General features: G+C 31.2%; 17 protein-coding genes. 2 read left to right on the top strand and 15 right to left on the bottom strand.

Annotated elements, in window-relative coordinates; all coding sequences use genetic code 11:
- Positions 1-1,131 precede the first annotated feature (1,131 nt).
- From ureG to guaB, 8 genes are all read right to left on the bottom strand, one after another.
- Positions 1,132-1,755, bottom strand: a complete 624-nt coding sequence (gene ureG / locus M9407_RS03295; RefSeq protein WP_250237087.1) for an urease accessory protein UreG — start codon at positions 1,753-1,755, stop codon at positions 1,132-1,134.
- Positions 1,756-1,834: 79 nt separating this feature from the next.
- Positions 1,835-2,521 carry an urease accessory protein UreF gene (locus M9407_RS03290; protein WP_250237084.1) on the bottom strand — a complete coding sequence of 229 codons (687 nt, stop codon included), beginning with the start codon at positions 2,519-2,521 and terminating at the stop codon, positions 1,835-1,837.
- A 455-nt stretch (positions 2,522-2,976) separates the two neighbouring features.
- A complete protein-coding gene (ureC, locus tag M9407_RS03285; protein ID WP_250237082.1) occupies positions 2,977-4,680 on the bottom strand; it encodes an urease subunit alpha in 1,704 nt (567 codons plus the stop codon).
- A 2-nt stretch (positions 4,681-4,682) separates the two neighbouring features.
- Positions 4,683-4,991 (bottom strand): urease subunit beta, encoded by a 309-nt coding sequence (locus M9407_RS03280; protein WP_250237428.1) that lies wholly within the window; start codon positions 4,989-4,991, stop codon positions 4,683-4,685.
- 27 nt (positions 4,992-5,018) lie between these two features.
- Positions 5,019-5,321, bottom strand: coding sequence for an urease subunit gamma (locus M9407_RS03275; protein ID WP_250231838.1), 303 nt, complete (start codon positions 5,319-5,321; stop codon positions 5,019-5,021).
- 13 nt (positions 5,322-5,334) lie between these two features.
- Complete coding sequence (locus M9407_RS03270) at positions 5,335-6,171, bottom strand: urease accessory protein UreD (RefSeq protein WP_250237080.1); 837 nt, start codon at positions 6,169-6,171, stop codon at positions 5,335-5,337.
- A 392-nt stretch (positions 6,172-6,563) separates the two neighbouring features.
- Positions 6,564-8,141 (bottom strand): glutamine-hydrolyzing GMP synthase, encoded by a 1,578-nt coding sequence (guaA, locus tag M9407_RS03265; protein WP_250237078.1) that lies wholly within the window; start codon positions 8,139-8,141, stop codon positions 6,564-6,566.
- Between the two features lie 148 nt (positions 8,142-8,289).
- Positions 8,290-9,759 (bottom strand): IMP dehydrogenase, encoded by a 1,470-nt coding sequence (guaB, locus tag M9407_RS03260; protein ID WP_250237076.1) that lies wholly within the window; start codon positions 9,757-9,759, stop codon positions 8,290-8,292.
- Positions 9,760-10,356: 597 nt separating this feature from the next.
- On the opposite strand from guaB, the gene mqo reads away from it, so the two are divergent.
- Positions 10,357-11,925 carry a malate dehydrogenase (quinone) gene (gene mqo, locus M9407_RS03255; RefSeq protein WP_320411918.1) on the top strand — a complete coding sequence of 523 codons (1,569 nt, stop codon included), beginning with the start codon at positions 10,357-10,359 and terminating at the stop codon, positions 11,923-11,925.
- A gap of 87 nt (positions 11,926-12,012) precedes the next feature.
- Here mqo and der read toward each other — a convergent pair whose 3' ends face one another.
- From der to M9407_RS03225, 6 genes are all read right to left on the bottom strand, one after another.
- The gene (gene der / locus M9407_RS03250) at positions 12,013-13,428 is read right to left on the bottom strand and encodes a ribosome biogenesis GTPase Der (RefSeq protein WP_250237072.1); all 1,416 of its coding nucleotides are present in this window, start codon (positions 13,426-13,428) and stop codon (positions 12,013-12,015) included.
- A gap of 322 nt (positions 13,429-13,750) precedes the next feature.
- Positions 13,751-15,067 carry a histidine--tRNA ligase gene (hisS, locus tag M9407_RS03245; RefSeq protein ID WP_250237070.1) on the bottom strand — a complete coding sequence of 439 codons (1,317 nt, stop codon included), beginning with the start codon at positions 15,065-15,067 and terminating at the stop codon, positions 13,751-13,753.
- Positions 15,068-15,079: 12 nt separating this feature from the next.
- Entirely contained in the window at positions 15,080-16,210 is a 1,131-nt protein-coding gene (gene ispG, locus M9407_RS03240; protein ID WP_250237068.1) for a flavodoxin-dependent (E)-4-hydroxy-3-methylbut-2-enyl-diphosphate synthase, read from the bottom strand.
- Positions 16,211-16,504: 294 nt separating this feature from the next.
- Positions 16,505-17,584, bottom strand: coding sequence for a dual-specificity RNA methyltransferase RlmN (gene rlmN / locus M9407_RS03235; RefSeq protein ID WP_250237066.1), 1,080 nt, complete (start codon positions 17,582-17,584; stop codon positions 16,505-16,507).
- 229 nt (positions 17,585-17,813) lie between these two features.
- Positions 17,814-18,224, bottom strand: coding sequence for a nucleoside-diphosphate kinase (gene ndk / locus M9407_RS03230; protein WP_250231823.1), 411 nt, complete (start codon positions 18,222-18,224; stop codon positions 17,814-17,816).
- Between the two features lie 540 nt (positions 18,225-18,764).
- Positions 18,765-19,934: an IscS subfamily cysteine desulfurase gene (locus tag M9407_RS03225; RefSeq protein ID WP_250237062.1), complete on the bottom strand. Its 1,170-nt coding sequence runs from the start codon at positions 19,932-19,934 to the stop codon at positions 18,765-18,767.
- 849 nt (positions 19,935-20,783) lie between these two features.
- Between M9407_RS03225 and M9407_RS03220 the strand changes: the two genes are divergently transcribed.
- The gene (locus M9407_RS03220; protein ID WP_250237061.1) at positions 20,784-21,578 is read left to right on the top strand and encodes an inositol monophosphatase family protein; all 795 of its coding nucleotides are present in this window, start codon (positions 20,784-20,786) and stop codon (positions 21,576-21,578) included.
- Between the two features lie 96 nt (positions 21,579-21,674).
- Here M9407_RS03220 and glyA read toward each other — a convergent pair whose 3' ends face one another.
- Positions 21,675-22,925: a serine hydroxymethyltransferase gene (gene glyA, locus M9407_RS03215; protein WP_250237060.1), complete on the bottom strand. Its 1,251-nt coding sequence runs from the start codon at positions 22,923-22,925 to the stop codon at positions 21,675-21,677.
- Between the last annotated feature and the right edge of the window lie 72 nt (positions 22,926-22,997).

Genomic DNA, 22,997 nt, shown 5'->3' with positions numbered 1-22,997 from the left:
GATGGGGTATTATTTAAATTGATATTTGAAGAATTTTATTGATAAAATAAAAGCTCATACGTAATACTTCAAATCATATACTCTCTCCGATGCAATTTAAATCAAATTTAAATAACACAATTATATAACGTAATTTATCTATATTACGAGTTTAATGTAAAAAACATCATTTTAAGTTACAAACTACTTCAAATAATATTATTATTCTATTATGTTTAAATGCAATAAATATGCAAATATAATGCATTACGATGACGATGTCTTATCTTTCTCTCTAAAGAGAGACTAATATGGAAAACACCTACATCAAAAATTAAAAATATTTTTACTAATATTTCATGCTATTTTAACGATAACTAAAACTTTTATATGTTACACATAAACATGTGTACATAAAAATAAATACGATAAACAGTCGAAGAAATTATTAATAATTAATTTTTTAAATCCATAAAAAAACAACCCCTTCAAAAACAAAAATAAAAAACTCTTATTAATTTTAGACTAATATTTTAAAAAAACATGCATCTTACAGTGAAATACATTTCACGACGATTTATACTCAATAAATAATAATTTTAGGATTAAACAAAAAAACATATACATTCATAGAATTTTTGTGATAGTCTATCAAGAGATGCTCCAACAAAGGTCATTACAATAATGCAATAATTTTCTCATTATTTTCATGAAAAGAAAAAAGAAAAAAATACAAGTTGCCAAATGGATATTATCAATTAGTTTTACAATATTATTTGTTAGATTAATCTACGCTTCTATAAACTCCTGGAATTACCACAAAACCCATAATAACAATACTATTACTATTACTCCTACTACTATACATCTGAACAACAATGTATAATTATACTACTCCAAACATAATTTTTCATTATTTTACATACAAAAAATACACACATCCATAAATTAATATTTAATTAAATAATTTTTACATTCCCATCCTGATACCAAACAATATTAAAATAAAAACACAAATATAAGTAGATGTTTTACATCTACATTCAATACATAATTAGCATATATATCTATCTATATAGTTTTTAAGATGTATATGTTCACTTTTCATAACAAAATCATTATTACGAAAAATTTTTAGCGAACTATATCATACTACTGTAAAGATAATCGTTGTGCCAAAATAAAATCAATAACGGATTGTACGCCATGACCTGTTTTTAAATTAGTAAAAGACCATGGCAAACCTCTACGCATAAGATTTGTATCACGATTCATTATTTCCAACGACGCTCCCACATATGCAGCTAAATCAATTTTGTTAATAATTAAAAAATCAGAACGTGTAATACCTGGTCCACCTTTTCGAGGTATTTTATCACCGGCTGCTACATCAATAACATATAAATTTAAATCTGACAATTCTGGGCTAAAAGTAGCACTTAAATTATCTCCACCACTTTCAATAAAAATAATATCCAAATTATTAAATTTCGATATTAATTCTTCTACAGCTAATAAATTCATAGAAGCATCTTCACGAATAGCAGTATGTGGACACCCTCCAGTTTCTACTCCAACAATACGATCAGCCGATAAAGCATTCGCATCTATCAAAATACGTTGGTCTTCTTTAGTATAAATATCGTTGGTCACCACCGCTAATTGATAACTATCCTTCATTTTTTTACATAACACTTCAAGTAATGCAGTTTTACCTGATCCTACAGGACCGCCTACACCTATACGCAATGGTTGTTTATATTGATCTAATAACAAAGTATATTTCCCTCAATTAAAAATTGATTATCACATAATATATTTCAAATACGTATTTTTTATCAAAAATAAAATACTTTTAGGAACGAAATAATCGTGAATATTGTGTCTCATGACAAGAAGATGCTATAGATTGCAACGGAAGGCTACTGCCTAATTCATGATCTGTTATCATATCAGATTTCTTCCAATCATTCGGAAGGTGTTCCATCAAAGATCTTAATAATCTCTGAGCAGTTATTTGTCCAAAAGGCACTAATTTCAGCCCCGCCATTGTAGCAGATTCCAATATATTATAGGCATATCCTAACGCTAAATTTTCTAAAGAAATACCCCACGTACACCCTAACCATGCTATAGATGCTAACCCACTATGTTCTAAAGCCGATAACCAAGTCCCACCATCCATCAATGGATACCATTGCAATATTATTTTCGACAACGCTTTTCCACGTTGTTGTTCTTCTAATCTAAGTTCATGAGTATCGCGATAGGATAATACCCTTAATGCACATTGAAAAAAACTCATTTCATCTCTAATTTGGGTATAATAATAGCAACGCTTAAGCATCGGCCATTCTAAATAAATTAATGGCCCATCAATCCATTGTTGTTGCCAAGAATAAAAAGTTTCTACAGAATCAACCCAATTACACTCTACCGCCCACTCTAAACCTCGTGAATAAGCAAATCCTCCCACAGGAAAGTTAGAGCTAACCAATTGCATTAAAGACAAGACCGAACTAATACCATGATCAGCACACATAATTATAATAATATAAAACAATATTGATGAATTACTAATATAAATATTATTGTAGTCTCATTTCATTACAGAAATAACAATTTATAACAAACTCTGTGTGTCTTCATTCGAAATAATATTTATTTTGTTATACCAGCAATGTCGTTAAAATATATCCAATAAATACAATAATACATCGTATTGTAAGTCTTATTAATAATAATATTAAACGCCTACCTATATCACAAGCACCCATCCCTGTAATATATTGTGATTTCCAGTTACCATCACACACAATATCATTAAAGAGCAATAGGCACTATAAATCATATATACAATTCTTCATTGCTAACCAAATATTATAACACTAATAATTTCAGTTGCTGCCATCCCAATACCAAAAGACAACTGTTCAAAGCATCTAACAAACAACAACATCCATATCATATACATGTATCACATACGAACTATTTCTATTAAAACAGAAAATAACGTTGTGACATTGGTAATGCAGAAGCAGGCTCACAAGTTAATAACTCGCCATTAGCACGTACTTGATAAGTCTGAGCATCTACTTCAATAATTGGTTGCCAAGAATTATTAATCATATGCTTCTTTTGAATATCTCTGCAATGACGAACCTCACCAATCAAACTAACCAACTTTAAATAATCTATTAACTCTGAATTATAAGCAACTTGAGATAAAAAAGTCATGCGTGTAGCATATTTTGCTTTACCATGTGCGCCAAACATTAATCGATAATGTACTGGCTGAGGAGTAGGTATAGAAGCATTGGGATCTCCCATAGCAGAAGAGATAATCATGCCACCTTTAATTATTAACTCTGGTTTAATCCCAAAAAAAACAGGAGACCATAGTACTAAATCCGCTAATTTTCCTATTTCAACAGAACCAACTTCATGAGAAATTCCATGAGTTATCGCCGGGTTAATTGTATATTTAGCAATATACCGTTTTATGCGAACATTATCATCATATTTAGTAGCATCACCTAATAATGAACCTCTTTGTAGTTTCATCTTATGCGCTGTCTGCCAAGTGCGTAAAATCACTTCCCCAACTCGTCCCATAGCTTGAGAATCAGAAGAAATCATAGATAAAGCTCCAAGATCATGTAATACATCTTCAGCTGCAATTGTCTCCCTCCGAATTCTAGACTCTGAAAATGCCATATCTTCAGGGAGATTAGGATTAAGATTATGACAAACCATCATCATATCTAAATGCTCATCTATTGTATTAATAGTATAAGGCATAGTCGGATTAGTAGATGATGGCAACACATTATCAAACCCACACATACGTATAATATCTGGAGAATGCCCTCCACCTGCACCCTCAGTATGATAAGCATGTACCGTTCTACCTTTGATGGCGGACAAAGTATCCTCAACAAATCCTGATTCGTTTAAAGTATCAGTATGAATAGAAACCTGAATATCAAAACGATCAGCTACATTTAAACAACAATCGATAGCAGCAGGTGTTGCGCCCCAATCTTCATGCACCTTTAAACCAATTGCCCCTGCAATTATTTGTTCTTCTAAAGCATCAGGACAAGAAGCACTACCTTTACCGGTAAAACCAACATTGATAGGCAAGGTATCCCCTACTTGTAGCATACGAGATATAAACCAAGGGCCTGGAGTGCAAGTAGTAGCATTACTTCCTGTTGCCGGTCCAGTGCCACCTCCAATAAATGTAGTAATTCCAGAACTCAGCGCTTCTTCTATTTGCTGAGGACAAATAAAATGAACATGAGCATCAATTCCTCCAGCTGTAACAATTTTCCCTTCCGCTGCTATTATCTCTGTTCCAGGGCCAATAAATATCGTGACATCTGGCTGTACATCCGGATTCCCTGCTTTTCCAATACCTGATATACGACCATTATTGATACCAATATCCGCTTTTATTATCCCCCAATAATCAATAATTACTGCATTAGTCAATACTAAATCAACACAATCTTTACTACTCATTTGTCCTTGACCCATACCATCTCGTATAACTTTACCTCCTCCAAATTTTACTTCCTCCCCATACACAGTGAAATCTTTTTCTATTTTTATCCACAATTCAGTATCTGCTAATCGTACAGAATCACCAATAGTTGGTCCAAATAGAGAGGCATAATCATGTTTAGATAATAACATAACTAATCTAACTTTCCCATAATGGCTTTACAAAACCCATAAATTTTACATGCACCTGCGTATCTTACAAGTTCTACAGTCCTAAACTGTCCTGGTTCAAAACGTATTGCTGTTCCTGATGGAACATTTAAACGAAACCCACGAGCGATAACTCGATTAAATTTTAAAGCAGAATTAACCTCATAAAAATGAAAATGAGAACCAACCTGTATAGGCCTATCTCCATTATTTATAACGGTTACTAATACTTGTTGTCGTCCAACATTCAATTCTATATTTCCATGAGAAATATAGAACTCACCTGGTATCATAATATTATTAGTATCCTCATGCATGCATCAAATTATTGGATCATGTATTGTTACCAATTTAGTTCCATCACTAAAAGTAGCTTCTACTTGTACATTAGTAATCATTTCAGGCACTCCCATCATAACATCATCTCTAGTCAATACGTTTTTACCTATATCCATTAATTCCGCAACACTTTTCCCTTCACGAGCACCCTCCAAAATTACAGCGCTAATTAATGCTATCGCTTCTGGATAATTTAATTTCAACCCTCTATTTCGACGCTTTTCTGCTAACAATGCTGCCGTAAATAACAATAATTTATCTTTTTCACGAGGTAACAACTTCATAGATTTTCCTGACTTATGTCAGCCAAATACGAGGTAGTATAACTTTTCTTCCCATTATAAAAGGACGTATAGTATACCAAATATGATGAAGCATTTTTTTTAAATACTGATTATCATTACCCAATAATCGTACCACAAGAATCTCATCTAACAATGTAGCACCTCCAACTTGAAAATGTTTAACTGATGTTATTAATTTACGTACCTCATATAATATTTTTTTATCCGATGGAATAGCAAAAAGTAAAGCACTTATTCGGAATCCGCCTAACTTCATAACACAGTTTAATTCATTGATCCGCAAACGTTCCTGTAATCCAATCGAATCAGACAAACAAATATTTAAATGGACATCTACTTCTTCTGGATAAGTAGAACCGCCTAATGACAAATTTCCAAAGCATAACATATCAAATGATATAATTCTAGATCCTTGTTCTATAATAAAAGTAGTATCTATTTTTGCTTTAGATTTAGGAAAAAAAATACTGCCTTGAGGAACCCATTCTAAAGCAGTATTACGTTCTAGCTTAAACGTATGTTTCTCTACTGCATACATACCGTTACTACGATAAAACTTAGCAGCGCCTGGGGTCGTTAATAATACCCGGCTATTCGATTCCAATTTAACATCTAGTACTAATTTATCCCCTCCCACTAACCCACCAGGAGGATGTAATAAATACACATGCGGAGTATTATCATTTTCTGAATAAAAAACTTTTTTCACGTAAAACGGCCCAACATGCTTACATTTAGTAAGCACACTACGCCCACCACGTAAAGCAAAATTTAATCTTAACTCTCCTACCCAATCGTTAATAAACTTCTGGGATAATTCATCACTCATTAAAATGAAAATAAAATATTTTTAAAAATTAAAACAATAAATCCATTACAAGATATTATTAAAATAATAATAACCACATGAACTTTTATTAAACACTGTGAAGTAATTATTACGCATACACATCATGTATATATTTATTTTTAGGTAGAAATGTCATCTCTACACACCAAACATCATAAATCCACATAAATACAAATCCCTTATCACAGCATACTCATTTTATTTTACAAGTATTTATCACACACTCTTTCCATTTTGTCCAAATTTTTTCTATTGATAGATATTTACGAGTAAATTACAGTACTCCCACTATGGAAAGCGCATATTTTACATTGTTATCACATAAAATAATAAAAATACACAAAAATATTTAACCTAAATACTATATACATTTATTCCCATTCAATAGTAGCCGGAGGTTTCGAGGAAATATCATACACCACACGAGATACTTCCTCAACTTCATTGACGATGCGATTAGATACCTTATTTAAAAAATCATAAGATAAATAAGCCCAATGTGCTGTCATAAAATCTATAGTTTCCACTGCACGAAGAGCAATCACCCATTTGTACTTACGCTGATCACCCTGTATTCCTACTGAATGCGTTGGTAAAAATACTGCAAAGGCCTGACTAATTTTGGAATACAAATTTTCACGCTTAAGTTCTTCAATAAAAATAAAATCTACTCTACGTAAAATGTCGCAATATTCTTTTTTTACTTCGCCTAGTATTCTAATAGCTAATCCAGGTCCTGGAAATGGATGACGATAAACTATATCGTAAGGTATCCCTAAATCCAATCCAATACTGCGAACTTCATCTTTAAATAAATTTCTTATAGGCTCTAGTAATTGAACATTCGTAATTTCACAAAAACCACCTACATTATGATGTGATTTAATCACATTTTTAAAAGAAAATAAAGATACACCGGATTCAATAACATCTGAATATATAGTACCTTGAGCTAACCATTTTACAGCTACTAAATTGCGAATTTGCTCCTCAAAAACTTCTGTAAAAACTCTACCAATTATTTTTCTTTTTTTCTCTGGTTCGTTAACTCCAATTAAAGCATTAAAAAATCGTTGTTCTTTCGACAGATAAATAATATCTAAATTACAATTTTTAGCGCAAAAATTTTTAATTCGATCAAATTCACAATTTGATAATAACCCATTATCAATATAAATGCAGACAAATTGATGACCAATTGCGCGTCGTAATAGTAAAGCTGTAACAAGGGAATCAATCCCACCTGAAAATCCAAGAACTACTTTATCATTACCTACTTTTATACGAGTATCCATAACAATATCATCAATAATATTTTCTATTTTCCATGAAGATTTACAACGACAAATACACATAACAAAACGTTCTAAAATACTTTTTCCTTTTTTAGTATGAGTGACTTCCGGGTGAAATTGAACACCATACAAATGACGATCTTCATTGGCCATTATAGCAACTTGTTGATACTTATTAATACCAATAACCGTAAAATCTTTGGGAACAGTAGTAACAACATCTCCGTGACTCATCCATACATCAAGAGCGAAACACCCCGTAACATCATCGACATAATCATAAATATCATTTATAAAAACGCTTTTAGAAAGAATTGTGATTTGAGTACAACCAAACTCACGCTGTGCAATGACACGTTCTACTCGTCCACCTAATTGAAACGACATAATTTGCATACCATAACAAATTCCAAATACAGGTATACCTAATTGAAGCACAAATTCAGGAATATACGGAGGATAACTCTCAATAACACTATGCGGACCTCCAGAAAGAATAATACCATTAGGATTAAATGCACATACTTGAGATTCACTAATGTTCCAAGAACAAGATTCAGAATACACCCCTAATTCACGAATTCTTCTCAACAACAACTGAGTGTATTGAGATCCAAAATCTATGACTAAAATACGATGATTATTACATTTCACATTATAGCTTATTCTATTATTTAGATTAATCTATCATTGATCAACCACATATTAATGACCAACAACGCTCATTACGCCACACTGCACAAATTTTAAAAATAGCGTGTAGTCATGGCGCACACACATAAATTTAACTGACTATTAATCATCATCGTAAACGATAATTAGGAGATTCCTTTGTTATCATCACATCGTGCACATGACTTTCCTGCATACCCGAATAACTGACACGCACAAACCTAGCTTGTGTTCTCAAATCATGAATAGTAACACAGCCCGTCAATCCCATACAAGAACGCAAGCCACCCATCAATTGATGTATAATCGTCTCTAACTTACCTTTGTAAGGAACACGTCCTTCTATCCCTTCCGGAACCAATTTATGAGTAACGACAGAATCCTGTTGTTGAAAATATCTATCAGCAGAGCCTTGAGACATAGCCCCTAAAGAACCCATACCTCTATAAGCCTTAAAAGATCTACCCTGATAAAATTCTATATCTCCTGGAGATTCCTCTGTACCTGCTAGTAACGAACCAATCATCACGCAATGCGCTCCAGCCGCTATCGCTTTGGCGATATCTCCTGAAAAACGAACACCACCATCCGCAATAACCGGAATATTCGTATTTTTTAAGGCCTCTGCCACATCAGAAATAGCTGTAATTTGAGGAATACCTACACCAGTAACAATACGAGTTGTACAAATAGAACCAGGTCCAATACCAACTTTCACTGCGCTAGCACCAGATTTAACCAATTCTAATGCACCCTCTTTTGTAACAACATTGCCCCCTATAATTGATAAATTAGGATACATATTTCGAACCGTTGCAATACAATTTAACACTCTCTCTGAATGTCCATGAGAAGAATCAACAAGTAATACATCTAACCCAGCATCAACCAACCCTTCAACACGTTCTTTATAATCATCTCCTACTCCAATAGCAGCTCCAACACATAATCTGCCATAATTATCTTTGCACGCATATGGTTTACGTTCTGCTTTTTCAAAATCCTTTGCGGTGATCATACCTTTAAGACGAAATGAAGCATCAATCAACAAAATTTTTTCTACTCTTTTATCATGCATTTTACTTAATACTACTTCTCTATTTTCCTTTTCTAATACTGTAATTAAACGTTCTTTAGGAGTCATAACAGAAAAAACAAAACTTGACAAATCACTAACAAACCTAACATCACGACTCGTAACAATGCCAACTAACTCATTTGTATCCATCACAACCGGATAGCCAGCAAATCCATTGCGAGAGGTCAACTCCTTCACTTGCAATAAAGTCGTATCAGGAGTAACACATTGAGGATTCGTGACTATTCCGCCTTCATAACGTTTAACCCGACGCACCTCATTAATCTGTTGATCCAAAGACATATTTTTATGAATAAAACCCATCCCACCTTCTTGCGCTAAAGCAATGGCTAGACTCGACTCTGTTACTGTATCCATCGCTGATGATACGACAGGAATATTCAAAGAAACAGCACTAGTCAACAAACTTTTTAAAATCGTCTCCGCAGGAAGTATTCTCGAACGAGACGGAACGATCAACACATCATCAAAAGTCAAAGCCTCTTTAGCAAAAGTCAACATTACAATTATCTAGCGTACCCTAAACTACAGTAACAATGCTGCTACAACAGCAATTTAATTTGATCACCACACCTTCCAATAGCAAACAATTCAAACAACGCGGGGGAAAAAACAAACACAAGCATCAAACAATCAAACTCAAAATCAAATCCCAAGATCAACTGCCTAGCCCTGTAGGACCACAGAACAACACACTGTTAGATTATAGTTGTGTGTTGTTCTTTCTCATTAACACCTAACGGTGTTAGTTCTATCATGAATTGTGATATTAATCAAGTTTAGAATGCAAGTTATAAAAATTAATCATTATAAAATTTTGTTAAGATTATGTGTGAATTTATATGATATTAATTGCAAGTGTATTGTGTTTGTAGGGAGCGTCAATAATCAGTTTTTATTAAAATAAAATTATTATTTTGATTACGTTATTTGTATTAAGCGCTAAAAGTATGATTTAATGCTATTTATATTGTGTTTTGAAGTTTATTTTTATCTCTTTATTGCGATGTGATCTGATTATAAGGATTTTTTGTTTGTGTATAAATGCATATCATTAAAAGATTTTTTTCTTTATCACAATAACTAAATAAATTAAGTATACTATTATTGAGTAATAATATGAGTAATGCTGCTGTTATGAATCAACAACATCGATTGATCAAAATTACATCTTCAGCAGACGTGGTGCTGGTCGGTGCTGGGATTATGAGCGCAACTTTTGGTATGTTCTTAGCAATTCTTGAGCCGACTTGGAGAATTCATATATATGAACGTCTTAATCAGCCAGCACAAGAGAGTTCTAATGTGTGGAATAACGCTGGTACGGGACACGCAGCATTTTGCGAGCTTAACTATACCCAGTATAATAATAAAAATTGTTCCGTTGATATTTCAAAGGCTATTGCTGTCAATGAGGCATTTGAAATATCGCTTCAATTTTGGGCATATTTAGCACAAATAAAAGTACTTAAATATCCGAATTCTTTTATTAACAATGTACCACATATGAGTTTTGTATGGGGTGAAGAAAACGTTTGTTTTTTAAAAAAACGCTTTCAAGCATTGCTAAATAGCGTGTTGTTTAGTGGTATGGTATATTCGGAAGATCTACAGCAAATTCGTCAGTGGGCTCCTCTTATTATTGAGGGGCGTAATGTATCGCAGAAAATAGCCGCTACTCGCATGGAGATGGGTACAGATGTTAATTTTGGAGCACTTACTCAACAATTGTTGAATGAATTAAAAAAAAATGTAAATTTTAAAATGTATTTACAGCATGACGTTGAGTCTGTACAGAATAATAATGATACAACTTGGAATGTGCATGTAATTGATCGACGATGTAACTATAAAAAATGCATTCGTACAAATTATGTTTTCATAGGAGCCGGAGGAAAATCTCTTAGTCTTTTGCAAACTTCTGGGGTTCCAGAAGTTAGTGGATATGCTGGATTTCCGGTGGGAGGTCAGTTTCTAGTCACAAAAAACCCGAAGGTAGTTATACAACATTTAGCTAAAGTGTATGGGAAAGCATCTGTTAATGCGCCTCCAATGTCAGTACCTCATATAGATACTAGAATATTGAATGGTGAGAAGATTTTGTTGTTTGGCCCATTCGCAACTTTCAGCAGTAAATTTTTAAAATATGGATCATGGCTAGATTTATTTCATTCTTTAAATAAGCATAATGTTATTCCGATTTTGCAAGCTGGGATAGATAATTTTGATTTGATTAAGTATTTAATCAGTCAATTAGTTATGTCAAAAATGAACCGTATTGATGCGCTTAGGGAATACTATCCGGCAGTTAACCCATCAGATTGGACTTTAGTAACAGCAGGACAACGTGTTCAAATTATTAAAAAAAATAATCATAAGAGAGGTGTGTTACAATTTGGAACAGAGGTGGTTAATTCGAGTGATGGTACTTTATCGGCACTTCTTGGTGCATCTCCGGGGGCGTCTACCGTAGTTTCGATAGTATTACAACTTTTGGACATAATGTTTAATAATAAAATTAACAGTGATTTGTGGAAAAATAAACTTATAGATATGATTCCATCATATACTAAGAATTTAAATGGTGATATTACATTAGTAAATAAAATTAGACAATATACTTGTAATGCTTTGAAATTAAATTATATAGAAGCAATAGATCCTTAGAACTCAATGTGTGTTCGTTATTGTTTTCAATTCTATGTTCATGTTAGTTGTTTTAGTTACACCTGTGTGTGTTGATATAACATATTTTTATTTGTTAATAAATGGATTAATATTATCTTTAAATTGAATATGTAATAAAATACCTGTGATATTCAGCATACGATAAAAATATTTTTTTAAATATCGTTTATAATCATCAGGTAATTTGCTGACGTGAGTGCCATGGATGATCAGAGTTAATGGTTTATGTTTTCCGACATGGATATATTTGAGTTTAATTCTTTTACCGTGTAAAAATGGAGGGGGGTATTTAGCGATAGCAGCATGTAATGTTCGAATTAAATATGCCGTATTGATAGTTTTTGTATGAAGAGAACGCAAGTTTGTTGCTTTGATCGTTTGAAATAATGTTTTAATTCCGTTTCCGTACAATGCTGAAATAAAATGTATTTGAGTAAAACTAATAAAATTTATTTTTTCGTATAAACATTTTTTAGTTATATTACGCAAATCTGGGGATATCAGATCCCATTTGTTAATGACGATTATTAATGCTTTACCATGAGTTACGATAAATCGTAACAAATTCAAATCTTGGTCAGATATCCCCAGATTTGCGTCTCCTATGAATAATAGGATATGCGCGGTCTTAATGATTTGCAATGTTTTTAGAATAGAAATTTGCTCCGCTACATTATCTATTCTTTTTCTTTTTTGTACGCCTGCTGTATCAATCAATATGTATTTTTGTTGGTCATATATTACAGGCATATGAATGCAATTCCGAGTAGTTCCTGGGGTACTACAAGTAATCATACGGGTTTCTCCTAAAACATGATTAACAAAAGTAGATTTACCGGAATTGGGACGTCCTACAACAGCTACTGCGATAGCAGGATCCACTGTATTAAATGATGGATTAATGATATGGTTTTGATAAATAGTGTTATTTATATTACTTTCAGGTGTTTTATTTTTGTAAAAAAATATATTTTTTGAAATTAATGAAGATATATTTTCTAATAAATTATTAATTCCATGCCCATGAATCGCTGAAATAAAAATAGTATTTTTTATACTAAAAGAACAATAATCCCATATCATGGTGTGTATATGATATGGGACGTTATCAATTTTATTAATGACAACAAATATGTTTTTTTTTATTTTTTTTAAAAAATTAAAAATATCGTGATTTATAGGTGTTCCCGCGGATTGTCTGTCCATAACAAATAATAGAATATCAGCTTCTTGCATTGCGAGAGTTGTTTGATAGGTTACATAACTTTGAATATTTTCTGTTTTTGTACTACAAATTTTATCAATGCCCCCCGTGTCAATAAGAATAGATTCAAATTGTTTACATTGAAAATAACCGTATTGTCGATCTCGTGTTAATCCTGGGTAGTTAGATATTAAAGCATCACGTGTATGTGTCAATTTATTGAATAAAGTAGATTTACCTACATTTTTTTGCCCAATTAACGCGATGATAGGTAGCATTATTTAATTGTCCATAAATAAGCGATTGTATAAGTACATATAATATCAGTGTTAAATAACACAATAAAGCTATTTCTTTTTGAGTAATTATTTATGATAAAGTATAATATAATCACTAAAAATGACAGCAATAGCCTCTCATTAATTGTTGAAAAGTTTATATTTTTACTGTTTGCACTTATATATAAATAGGTTAATATTATTAATAATTTTGATCTATATCATCATAATTTTAATTTTATGTATACTCTTCAAGCTTAATAAGATACACGAAGTATTAATAATATTCTATTTTATAAAAAAAATGCAATCATTTTTGTGATCACTGATTATCAGTAGAATTACATGTAATATGTAATATATGTTTTAATCTTTCGGAAACTTCATCGTGTTTTAATATTTCTTGAGTTTTTGATTGTAAATGTTTTAGAATAATTGTTTTTTCAAGAGCATTTTTTTCGTGCATGATTAATACGATTTGGGGTTTATGTTTATTAGCGCAATAAAATTGTTTTTTTATATTACCTCCTCCATGATGTACCATTAATCGAAGAGATGGTAGTGTTGACCGAATATTTTCAGACAATAACATTGCGTGTTTTCGAGAATTATTTCCTATACTAATTAAATATACATCAACATATATATTTTTATTTAAAATGGCATTATTATTAATTTCTTGCATTAATAATATTACACGTTCTAGTCCTATAGAAAATCCTATCGCAGGTACCGAATGACCTCCTAATTCTTGGACTAATTGATCATAACGACCACCAGCACAGATAGTTTTTTTTACTCCTAAACTATCAGTAACCCATTCAAAAACTGTTTTGTTATAATAATCTAAACCGCGTACTAAGTACGGGTTAACTGTGTACGACACTCCTAAGAGATTTAATAACTGACATAATTCGGAAAAATGAACACGTGAGTCATCATCTAGATGATCGCTTAATATAGGCGCATTAAGTAGTAATTCTTTAGTTTTAGTATTTTTGGTATCTAAGATGCGCAATGGATTAGAGTATAAACGACGTAGAGCATTATGATCCAAATTGCTTAAATTTTTTTCTAAAAAATCTATTAATTTTATACGATAACTTATTCTAGATGATAAAGAGCCAATTGAATTTAATTCTAACGATAAATGATGATTAATTCCTAATTTTTCCCAACAACGAGCAGTGATTAAAATTAACTCAGCATCTATGTCGGGTCCTATTTGACCAAAAGCTTCAGCACTAAATTGATGAAATTGTCTGTAACGTCCTTTTTGAGGGCGTTCATAGCGGAACATCGGGCCAAGATACCACAGCCGTTGTTCTTGATGATAAAATAGCCCATTCTCAATACCTGCTCGAACGCATCCAGATGTTCCTTCTGGACGTAACGTTAAATTATTCTCATTACGATCAGTAAAATTATACATCTCTTTTTCTATTACATCTGTCACTTCTCCGATTGAACGTTTGAATAAATTTGTGTCTTCAATAATAGGAAATCTAATCTCCTTGTATCCGTAACTGTCCAATATAGTTATAAGTATATTTTCTATATATCGCCATATAATCGTATCTTTCGGCAAATAATCATGCATACCGCGGATAGATTGAATATTTTTATCATATTTAAGCATTTGTGTCTTCAATTATTTATTATACGTGATAAGGTAGTGTTGCGGGTTGTTTTTATTTGATAATTTAGATTTAGCCCGAATACGACGTTCTAATTCTTCAACTATTGATATGTTATCGCAACGTTTTTGTTGTCGTATACCATCTTCATATATACCACTTTTATTACGCGCACCGGCAACACCAATTGTTGATTTTAACGCTTCTCCTGGCCCGTTAACTACACATCCAATAATAGATACATCCATAGGTGTTGTAATATCACTTACTTTTTCTTCTAACGTATTAACTACGTTGATTACGTTAAATTCTTGTCGTGCGCATCCCGGGCAAGCTATAAAATTAATACCATGAGCTCGAATCCTCAAAGCCCTTAAAATGTCAAATGCCACCTTAACTTCTTCTACAGGGTCTGTAGCTAATGATATACGTATCGTATCCCCGATGCCTTCGTTCAATAAGAAACCTACAGCCATCGCAGATTTTACTGTTCCATTACGTAAAGCTCCGGCTTCAGTCAGGCCTATATGCAATGGTTGATCTATTTTTGATGCTAATGCGCGGTAGGCTTGTATTGTTATTAGTACATCAGACGATTTAACACTAACTTTAAATTGATGAAAGTTTAATTTATCTAAAATATCTACGTGTCTCATTGCTGATTCTAATAATACATGTTCTGTGGGATTTCCGTCATATTTTCTTTGTAAATCACGCTCAAGAGATCCAGAATTTACACCAATACGAATAGATATATTTTTATCTTGAGCACAATGCACTACAGATCGAATACGTTTATTGTTTCCGATGTTACCCGGATTGATACGTAAGCAATCTGCTCCGTATTCAGCTACTTTTAATGCAATACGATAATCAAAATGGATATCTGCTACTAATGGAATATTAATTACTTGTCGTTTAATTATTTTGAAAGCTTCAGCTGCATCCATAGTAGGTATCGATATTCGGACAATATCTACTCCTGCTTTTTTTAAGGCGTTAATTTGAGTAACTGTTTCCAAAATATTTGTAGTACGAGTATTTACCATGGATTGTACCGCAATAGGAGCTCCATCTCCAATAGGAACATTACCAATATAAATACGTGTAGATTTTCGACGAACAATGTTCGTAATGTTGTTCATATAATCTCCCATATTTTCATGTTTTTAAACAATAAATATATGATTATATAATACTTAAGTATTATATAATCATATATTTATATTAAAAAATAATTATATTTATTTGAATGTATTGATCATATCAATTAAGAGATTTAATTGTATTTATAATAGGAATCATAATTTTATAATTTTACGATATATAGCAAATATGTGTAATTGCTATATTAGATTTATGATCCTTTTTTAAAAATTCTGTCTTATTAATTTTAGAATAATATTAAATACAATGATATTATTTTATAATGAGTTATATTATAATTTTATACGGTTAATTACTTCTCCTGTTAATTGCCCACAGGCAGCATTAATATCCGCTCCTCTTATTTTGCGTATAATGGTTGTTATATTATATTTTAATAAAACTTTAAGAAATGCACGTATACGAATTTGTGAGCTACATGCATATCGTATATTCGGGATTGGGTTCCATGGGATCAAATTAATTTTACACGGAACACCTTGAAGTTGTTTTGCTAATTGATGGGCGTGCAAGATGTCGTCATTAATATTCTTTAACAACACATACTCTATTGTTACTCTACCGTGATTAGATTTAGTGCCTGTCGAATACCTACATGCTGCTTCCAATACGCTATTAATATTGTATTTTTTATTAATTGGCATAATCTTATTTCTAATGATATCATTTGGTGCATGTAGAGATATAGCCAATGGTACGTCGATCAGATCTTTTAATTTTTTTATACCTGGTACAATTCCAGCAGTTGAGAGCGTAACATGGCGTTTTGATAATTTAAAACCAAGGTCATCTAATATAATTTTAATCGCCGATACAACGTTAACAATATTTAACAGTGGCTCTCCCATACCCATAAATACTATATTGGTAATAGGAAATTTATTTTTTATTTTTATTTTTTTATTGATATTAATAAGTTGTGCCGCTCTCCAAACTTGACCAATTATCTCCGATACATTTAGATTTCTGTTAAATCCCTGTCGCCCTGTTCCACAAAAACTACATCCTAAAGGGCATCCAATTTGTGATGAAACGCACAAAGTGGTTCTCTTATTTTCAGGGATATAAACTGTTTCAATTTGTTGTTCATCAATTTTCATAGCCCATTTAATTGTTCCATCTGAAGATAGTTGTTCTTTTATAATTGTTGGTGCACGGATTTCTGCTATTTGTTTCAGTTTGATTTTTAGAGATTTGCTTAAATTTGTCATGTGATTAAAATCGTCACAATAGCAATGATATATCCATCTCATTACTTGATGAGAACGGAAAGGTTTTTCACCTAATTTATCAAAAAAAATTAGTAATTCTTCTTTGTTCATATTAAGTAAATTAACTTTTTTTAGATACATAAAAAATATTTCTCAAGATCCATTTTTACGAGAGTTGATTAATAATAATCCATAAACATGGGCTCAATAGAAATTATTACTAAATTACCGCCATTTTTTTTCACTTTAAATTTATCTATATTTTGCGTTAATATTATTTTTTGATAGACTAATTCATTAACTAAAGCCATTTTTTATGCAGTTAACATGATTACTTTTATTGATAAAAGATAATGTATCTACATGTTCTTTATGTATCAAAAAAATAAGAAATTTCACGTATAGCAGATTTTTTAGAATCTGATCCATGGATTGCGTTTTTAGTGTAATTATAACCATAATCAGCTCTGATAGTACCTGCTAACGCATTTGCTGGATTAGTGGCCCCCATAATTTCTCTATTACGTTGTATCGAATTATTACCTTCCAAAATTTGTATAAATATTGGTCCAGAAATCATAAAATTTATTAAACTATCAAAAAAATATTTTTTTTGATGTTCAAAATAAAACTCAGAAGCTTGTATGTATGTTAATTGTAATATTTTAGCTCCCACAATAATGAGACCAGCAGCTTCGAATCTACTAATTATAGATCCTATTATGTTTTTAGCAACGGCATCTGGTTTTATGATTGACAGCGTATTTTCCTTACAAACCATAAAAACTCCTATTAATCTTTATTAAAATTATTGTATATGAAATAAGTACAAAAACAAATAATTATTGTAGATAATGTTGTTTATATTATTTAATATTTTTTAAAATCTATAATAAATTTAGAAACTATAAATTAAACTCAGAACAAACACACAACAGACAATCAGAAATATCTATATTTGTATATTATTATAAAATAAAATATTTTTGTCGATCTTAATTACATGATCAGGATGTTTATTAGCAATAAAATCCTTACCGTTTACAAATAACATTAACGAAATATCTTAAATTCTTAATATTAAAAAAGATACGTAAGAATGATTACATAGGAATTAATTATATGACAACTTAACATCAAAAATGTTAAAAAAATAAGAAATAAAACCTAATCTATAAAAAGATATTCTTTTGTAATAATTATTTTTTTATTTATTTTGTCGAATGATTTTAGTAAAATTTCTTAGATTTTTTATAGATATACTGATCATCGTTATAAACGTCATATATAAAAATAAATTAATTTATTTTTTGTTGTAAAATTACAATAAATGTATCATAGCATTTAATTTCATAACAGTAGCAGCTATATGATGGATAGCGTATTCTATTTCTTCTTCGGTTGTGAAACGCCCTAAAGAAAATCTGATTGAATTATATGCTAGTTCATTATTTCTTCCTAAAGCCTGCAATACATGCGATGGATTTAAAGTGCCAGAGGTACAAGCAGATCCAGAAGATAACGCAAAGTCTTTCAATACTACAATTAGTGTTTCACCATCGATATTACTAAAACTAATATTCAACAATGTACCTATACTATGCTCTAAATCGCCATTAATTAATATTCCTTCAATTTGTTGCAATCCTTGCCATAAACGATCTCTCATTTTTTTTAAATAAATCATTTCTGTTGTCATTGTTTCTCTGGCTAAACGATACGCTTCAGCCATACCAACGATTTGATGGACTGGCAATGTACCAGAACGCATACCGTATTCATGTCCTCCGCCATGCATTTGAGCAGTAATATGGAGCTTTGGATACCTATGTTGTCGTATGTACAAACCACCTATACCTTTTGGTCCATATAGTTTATGGCCGTTGAAAGACATTAAATCTACCGGTAAATCAGATAGATCAATATGTAATTTACCAACGCTTTGGGTTGCATCTACATGAAATATTATGTCATGTAGACGACATAATTTACCAAATTTTTTGATGTCTTGGATTATACCGATTTCATTATTTACATGCATAATAGATAATAAAATTGTATCATCGCGTAGTGCGTTATTGATTTGTTCGAAAGAGATTAAACCATTGGGTTGTGGAGTTATACGGGTGATCTCAAACCCTTTGCTCTCAAGATATTGGCAAGTATCTAAAACTGATTTGTGTTCCGTCATACTGGTAATAATATGCTTTCCTTTTTTGCAATAAGATTGAGCTGTTCCTTTAATAGCTAAATTTACTGATTCAGTAGCTCCTGAAGTAAAAATGATTTCACGTGATTCAGCGCCTATCAACTGAGCAATTTGTTTACGGGCTATATCTACCGCTTCCTCTGCTTTCCAGCCATAATAATGAGAACGAGAAGACGGGTTACCAAATATGCCGTCTAGAGTAAAATACTGTATCATTTTTTCTACTACTCTGGGATCTACGGGAGTAGTAGCAGCATAATCAAAATATATTGGTAGCTTCATCTAACATACTCCAAAAATAAAAAACTTATTTTGATGTATAAAATATAAAAATTATGAAATCAGCGTTATTTATATAATATATTAAATTGAATGCTCTAAAATATATTTATTCTTAGGTTTAATTTATATTTTGCGTCAAAACATTTATTTTATATGATATTATTATTCGTTACTATATAAAATATTGAAACTTATTTTACTTTTTCTATTCGTAAGCATTTAATTGAAGTTATATAAATATATGTTAAACGATATATCATGTTTATGATATATGCTGTAAGCAATGTACGTTAAATCGACAGTAAGGCGTTATTTCAATTATGTACAATACTTTTTTGTATGTAATGTTGTAATAACAAAAATTGAACCATAACAAATGATTGCAAGTATTAGTATTATTTGTAGTAATAAAAAATTAATCATTTATAAAAATAATATTTTTGGTGAAAATAATGCAGTTTTATTTTTAACAAGTAGATTGAATAATGGTGGGTTATTACATTATGTATAATTGTTTATTAACATGCCTATACAAAATACTTTATTTTAATTAATTTTTAAAAAATTCGATCTTTCATTGTAATTAGATTTATTGTTTCTATGAAAACAGAAAATCTCTGAATGGATTTGTATATTCACCATATATTTGTAATGAAAATAAATCTTTTATTTATAACATAATCTTGAAGGTATTTTTTTTAGTGATTATGTATGTTAAGAACACATATATTACATGGTGAATTGAGTTATAATATAATATCTGTATTATTAATAATATAATTTTATAATATGTAGCAAGTTTTTATATGTTCTATTTTCATTTAATGAGAATTACTGGATGAATACTTTATGCATCCGATGCTTAACATTGCTATTCAAGCTATAAGAAGAGCGGGGAACTTTGTCGTTAAACAATATGAATTGTTTGATAAAAATAGTGTGCAGTCAAATCATACTGATAATCTTATTTCTAAAATAAATAAAGAATCATATTACATTATTACGGCAATTATTCGAAAATTTTATCCGCTACATACCGTTATTAATACATGGAATGTCCGTGATATTAATGATGCGAATTACAAAGAAAGCGTCTTCTGGATAATTGGAGCTATAGACAATAATGTTAATTTTATTAAGCAGTTTCCTTTTTTTGCTTTATCTATTTCCGTATTTATTAAAGGACATATCGAAATAGGAGTAATATATGATCCTATACATAATGAGTTATTTAGTGCTTGTCGTGGAAAAGGAGCGCATCTTAATGGTTATCGGATTCGTGTAGGTACTGCTAAAAATTTACATAGGGCTATTATTGCTATATCTTGTGCTTATGAACAGCAACGTATGACTATTAATCTACTAAGTAAGTTTATCAATAAATGCGCATATTTTCGTTATACTGGATCAACTATTTTAGATTTAGCCTATGTTGCGGTTGGACGTGTAGATGGATGTGTTTCTATTTTTTTTGAAAAAATTAACTATACTAATAAACTGGCTAGTGGTTTCTTAATAATTCGTGAATCGGGAGGTTTAATTATAGATTTTACCGGAACCGACAATTATTTATTGTCTGGAAATATAATTGCGGGTAATGTGAAAATAATTCGGACTATTTTATCCATTATACAAATCATTTGAATACCTATCTCAATAAGAGATTAATAAATTTCTGTATTTTGAAAGAACAGCTTGTTATTTTTATATTCTAGATATAATTTATAGAGTGATGTTATTTTAATGACTTTCATTATATATGGGATACTGAGAACATATACGTAAAACTTTGGTTTTTATAGAAAAAATAATTTCATCGTTATCGATATGATTTAGTATATCACAGATCCAATGAGATAGTTTTCGTACATCGTTTTCATTAAAATTACGTCTAGTTATTGCTGGCGTACCAATACGTATGCCAGAGGTAATAAAAGGACTTCTAAAATCATTTGGTATACTATTTTTATTAACAATGATATTAGCTCGTTCTAAAGCTGTACTGGCATCTTTCCCCGTGATGTTTTTATTTCTCAAATCTAATAAAAAAAGATGATTATGAGTCATTCCAGAAATAACTTTAAATTCGCGTAATGCAAATTCCTTAACCATTATCTTAGCATTTTGAACAATTTTTTGTTGATATACCTTAAAAGATGGATCCATTGCTTCTTTTAAAGCAATTGCTTTAGCTGCGATAACATGCATCAAAGGACCTCCTTGAGAGCCAGGGAAAACTGAAGCATCTAATTTCTTGTACAATGCATCATTACCTCCGCTAGATAAAATTAAACCACCTCTCGGTCCCGCCAATGTTTTATGAGTAGTAGCAGTTACTACATGTGCGTGTGGTAGTGGATTTGGATATATACCCGCCGCAACTAATCCTGCGATATGAGCCATATCAATAAATAGATATGCTCGAACTGCATCTGCAATCTGGCGCATTTTAAACCAATTTATAATACCAGAATACGCAGAAAATCCTCCTACGATCATTTTCGGTCGATATTTTACAGCTAAATTATGTATTTTTTCATAATTAATACAACCATTTTCGTCAACTCCATAAAATACGGCGTTATATAATTTTCCTGAAAAGTTTACTTGTGAGCCATGTGTTAAATGTCCTCCATGGTGTAGATGCATACTTAAAATTGTATCACCAGGATGCAATAAAGCATTGTAAACAGAAAAATTAGCTTGCGATCCAGAATGTGGTTGTATATTTGCATAGTCTGCAGAAAATAATTTTTTTGCACGATTAATACCTAATTGTTCAATCATGTCAACATATTCACATCCACCATAATAACGGTTACCTGGATAGCCTTCAGCATATTTATTAGTAAGTTGAGAGCCTTGTGCTTTCATAACTTGAGGGCTAACATAGTTTTCAGATGCTATTAATTCAATATGTTCCTCTTGTCTAATAGCTTCTTGTTGTATTATTTCCCACAATTCAATATCATAGTTCGTACATATTGGCATATATAACCTCTGGTATTGTCTAAATAAAAAAATACATTGTATGTGTGAAAATATATCAGTTTATTTTAATCG

The organism is Blochmannia endosymbiont of Camponotus sp. (assembly GCF_023586365.1).
Taxonomy (GTDB): domain Bacteria; phylum Pseudomonadota; class Gammaproteobacteria; order Enterobacterales; family Enterobacteriaceae; genus Blochmanniella.
The sequence above is the reverse complement of the archived record's forward strand: the minus strand, read 5'-3'. Positions and strand labels throughout refer to the sequence as shown.

What these genes read in the sequence shown, in the direction of transcription:
- M9407_RS03290 (WP_250237084.1), bottom strand. Translation starts at nt 2,521, where the DNA reads ATGTGTGCTGATCATGGTATTAGTTCGGTCTTGTCTTTAATGCAATTG.
- ureC (WP_250237082.1), bottom strand. Translation starts at nt 4,680, where the DNA reads ATGTTATTATCTAAACATGATTATGCCTCTCTATTTGGACCAACTATT.
- M9407_RS03280 (WP_250237428.1), bottom strand. Translation starts at nt 4,991, where the DNA reads ATGATACCAGGTGAGTTCTATATTTCTCATGGAAATATAGAATTGAAT.
- M9407_RS03275 (WP_250231838.1), bottom strand. Translation starts at nt 5,321, where the DNA reads ATGAAGTTGTTACCTCGTGAAAAAGATAAATTATTGTTATTTACGGCA.
- M9407_RS03270 (WP_250237080.1), bottom strand. Translation starts at nt 6,171, where the DNA reads ATGAGTGATGAATTATCCCAGAAGTTTATTAACGATTGGGTAGGAGAG.
- guaB (WP_250237076.1), bottom strand. Translation starts at nt 9,759, where the DNA reads ATGTTGACTTTTGCTAAAGAGGCTTTGACTTTTGATGATGTGTTGATC.
- der (WP_250237072.1), bottom strand. Translation starts at nt 13,428, where the DNA reads ATGCTACCTATCATCGCGTTAATTGGGCAAAAAAATGTAGGTAAATCT.
- hisS (WP_250237070.1), bottom strand. Translation starts at nt 15,067, where the DNA reads ATGCTTAAATATGATAAAAATATTCAATCTATCCGCGGTATGCATGAT.
- ispG (WP_250237068.1), bottom strand. Translation starts at nt 16,210, where the DNA reads ATGAACAACATTACGAACATTGTTCGTCGAAAATCTACACGTATTTAT.
- rlmN (WP_250237066.1), bottom strand. Translation starts at nt 17,584, where the DNA reads ATGTATCTAAAAAAAGTTAATTTACTTAATATGAACAAAGAAGAATTA.
- ndk (WP_250231823.1), bottom strand. Translation starts at nt 18,224, where the DNA reads ATGGTTTGTAAGGAAAATACGCTGTCAATCATAAAACCAGATGCCGTT.
- M9407_RS03225 (WP_250237062.1), bottom strand. Translation starts at nt 19,934, where the DNA reads ATGAAGCTACCAATATATTTTGATTATGCTGCTACTACTCCCGTAGAT.
- M9407_RS03220 (WP_250237061.1), top strand. Translation starts at nt 20,784, where the DNA reads ATGCATCCGATGCTTAACATTGCTATTCAAGCTATAAGAAGAGCGGGG.
- glyA (WP_250237060.1), bottom strand. Translation starts at nt 22,925, where the DNA reads ATGCCAATATGTACGAACTATGATATTGAATTGTGGGAAATAATACAA.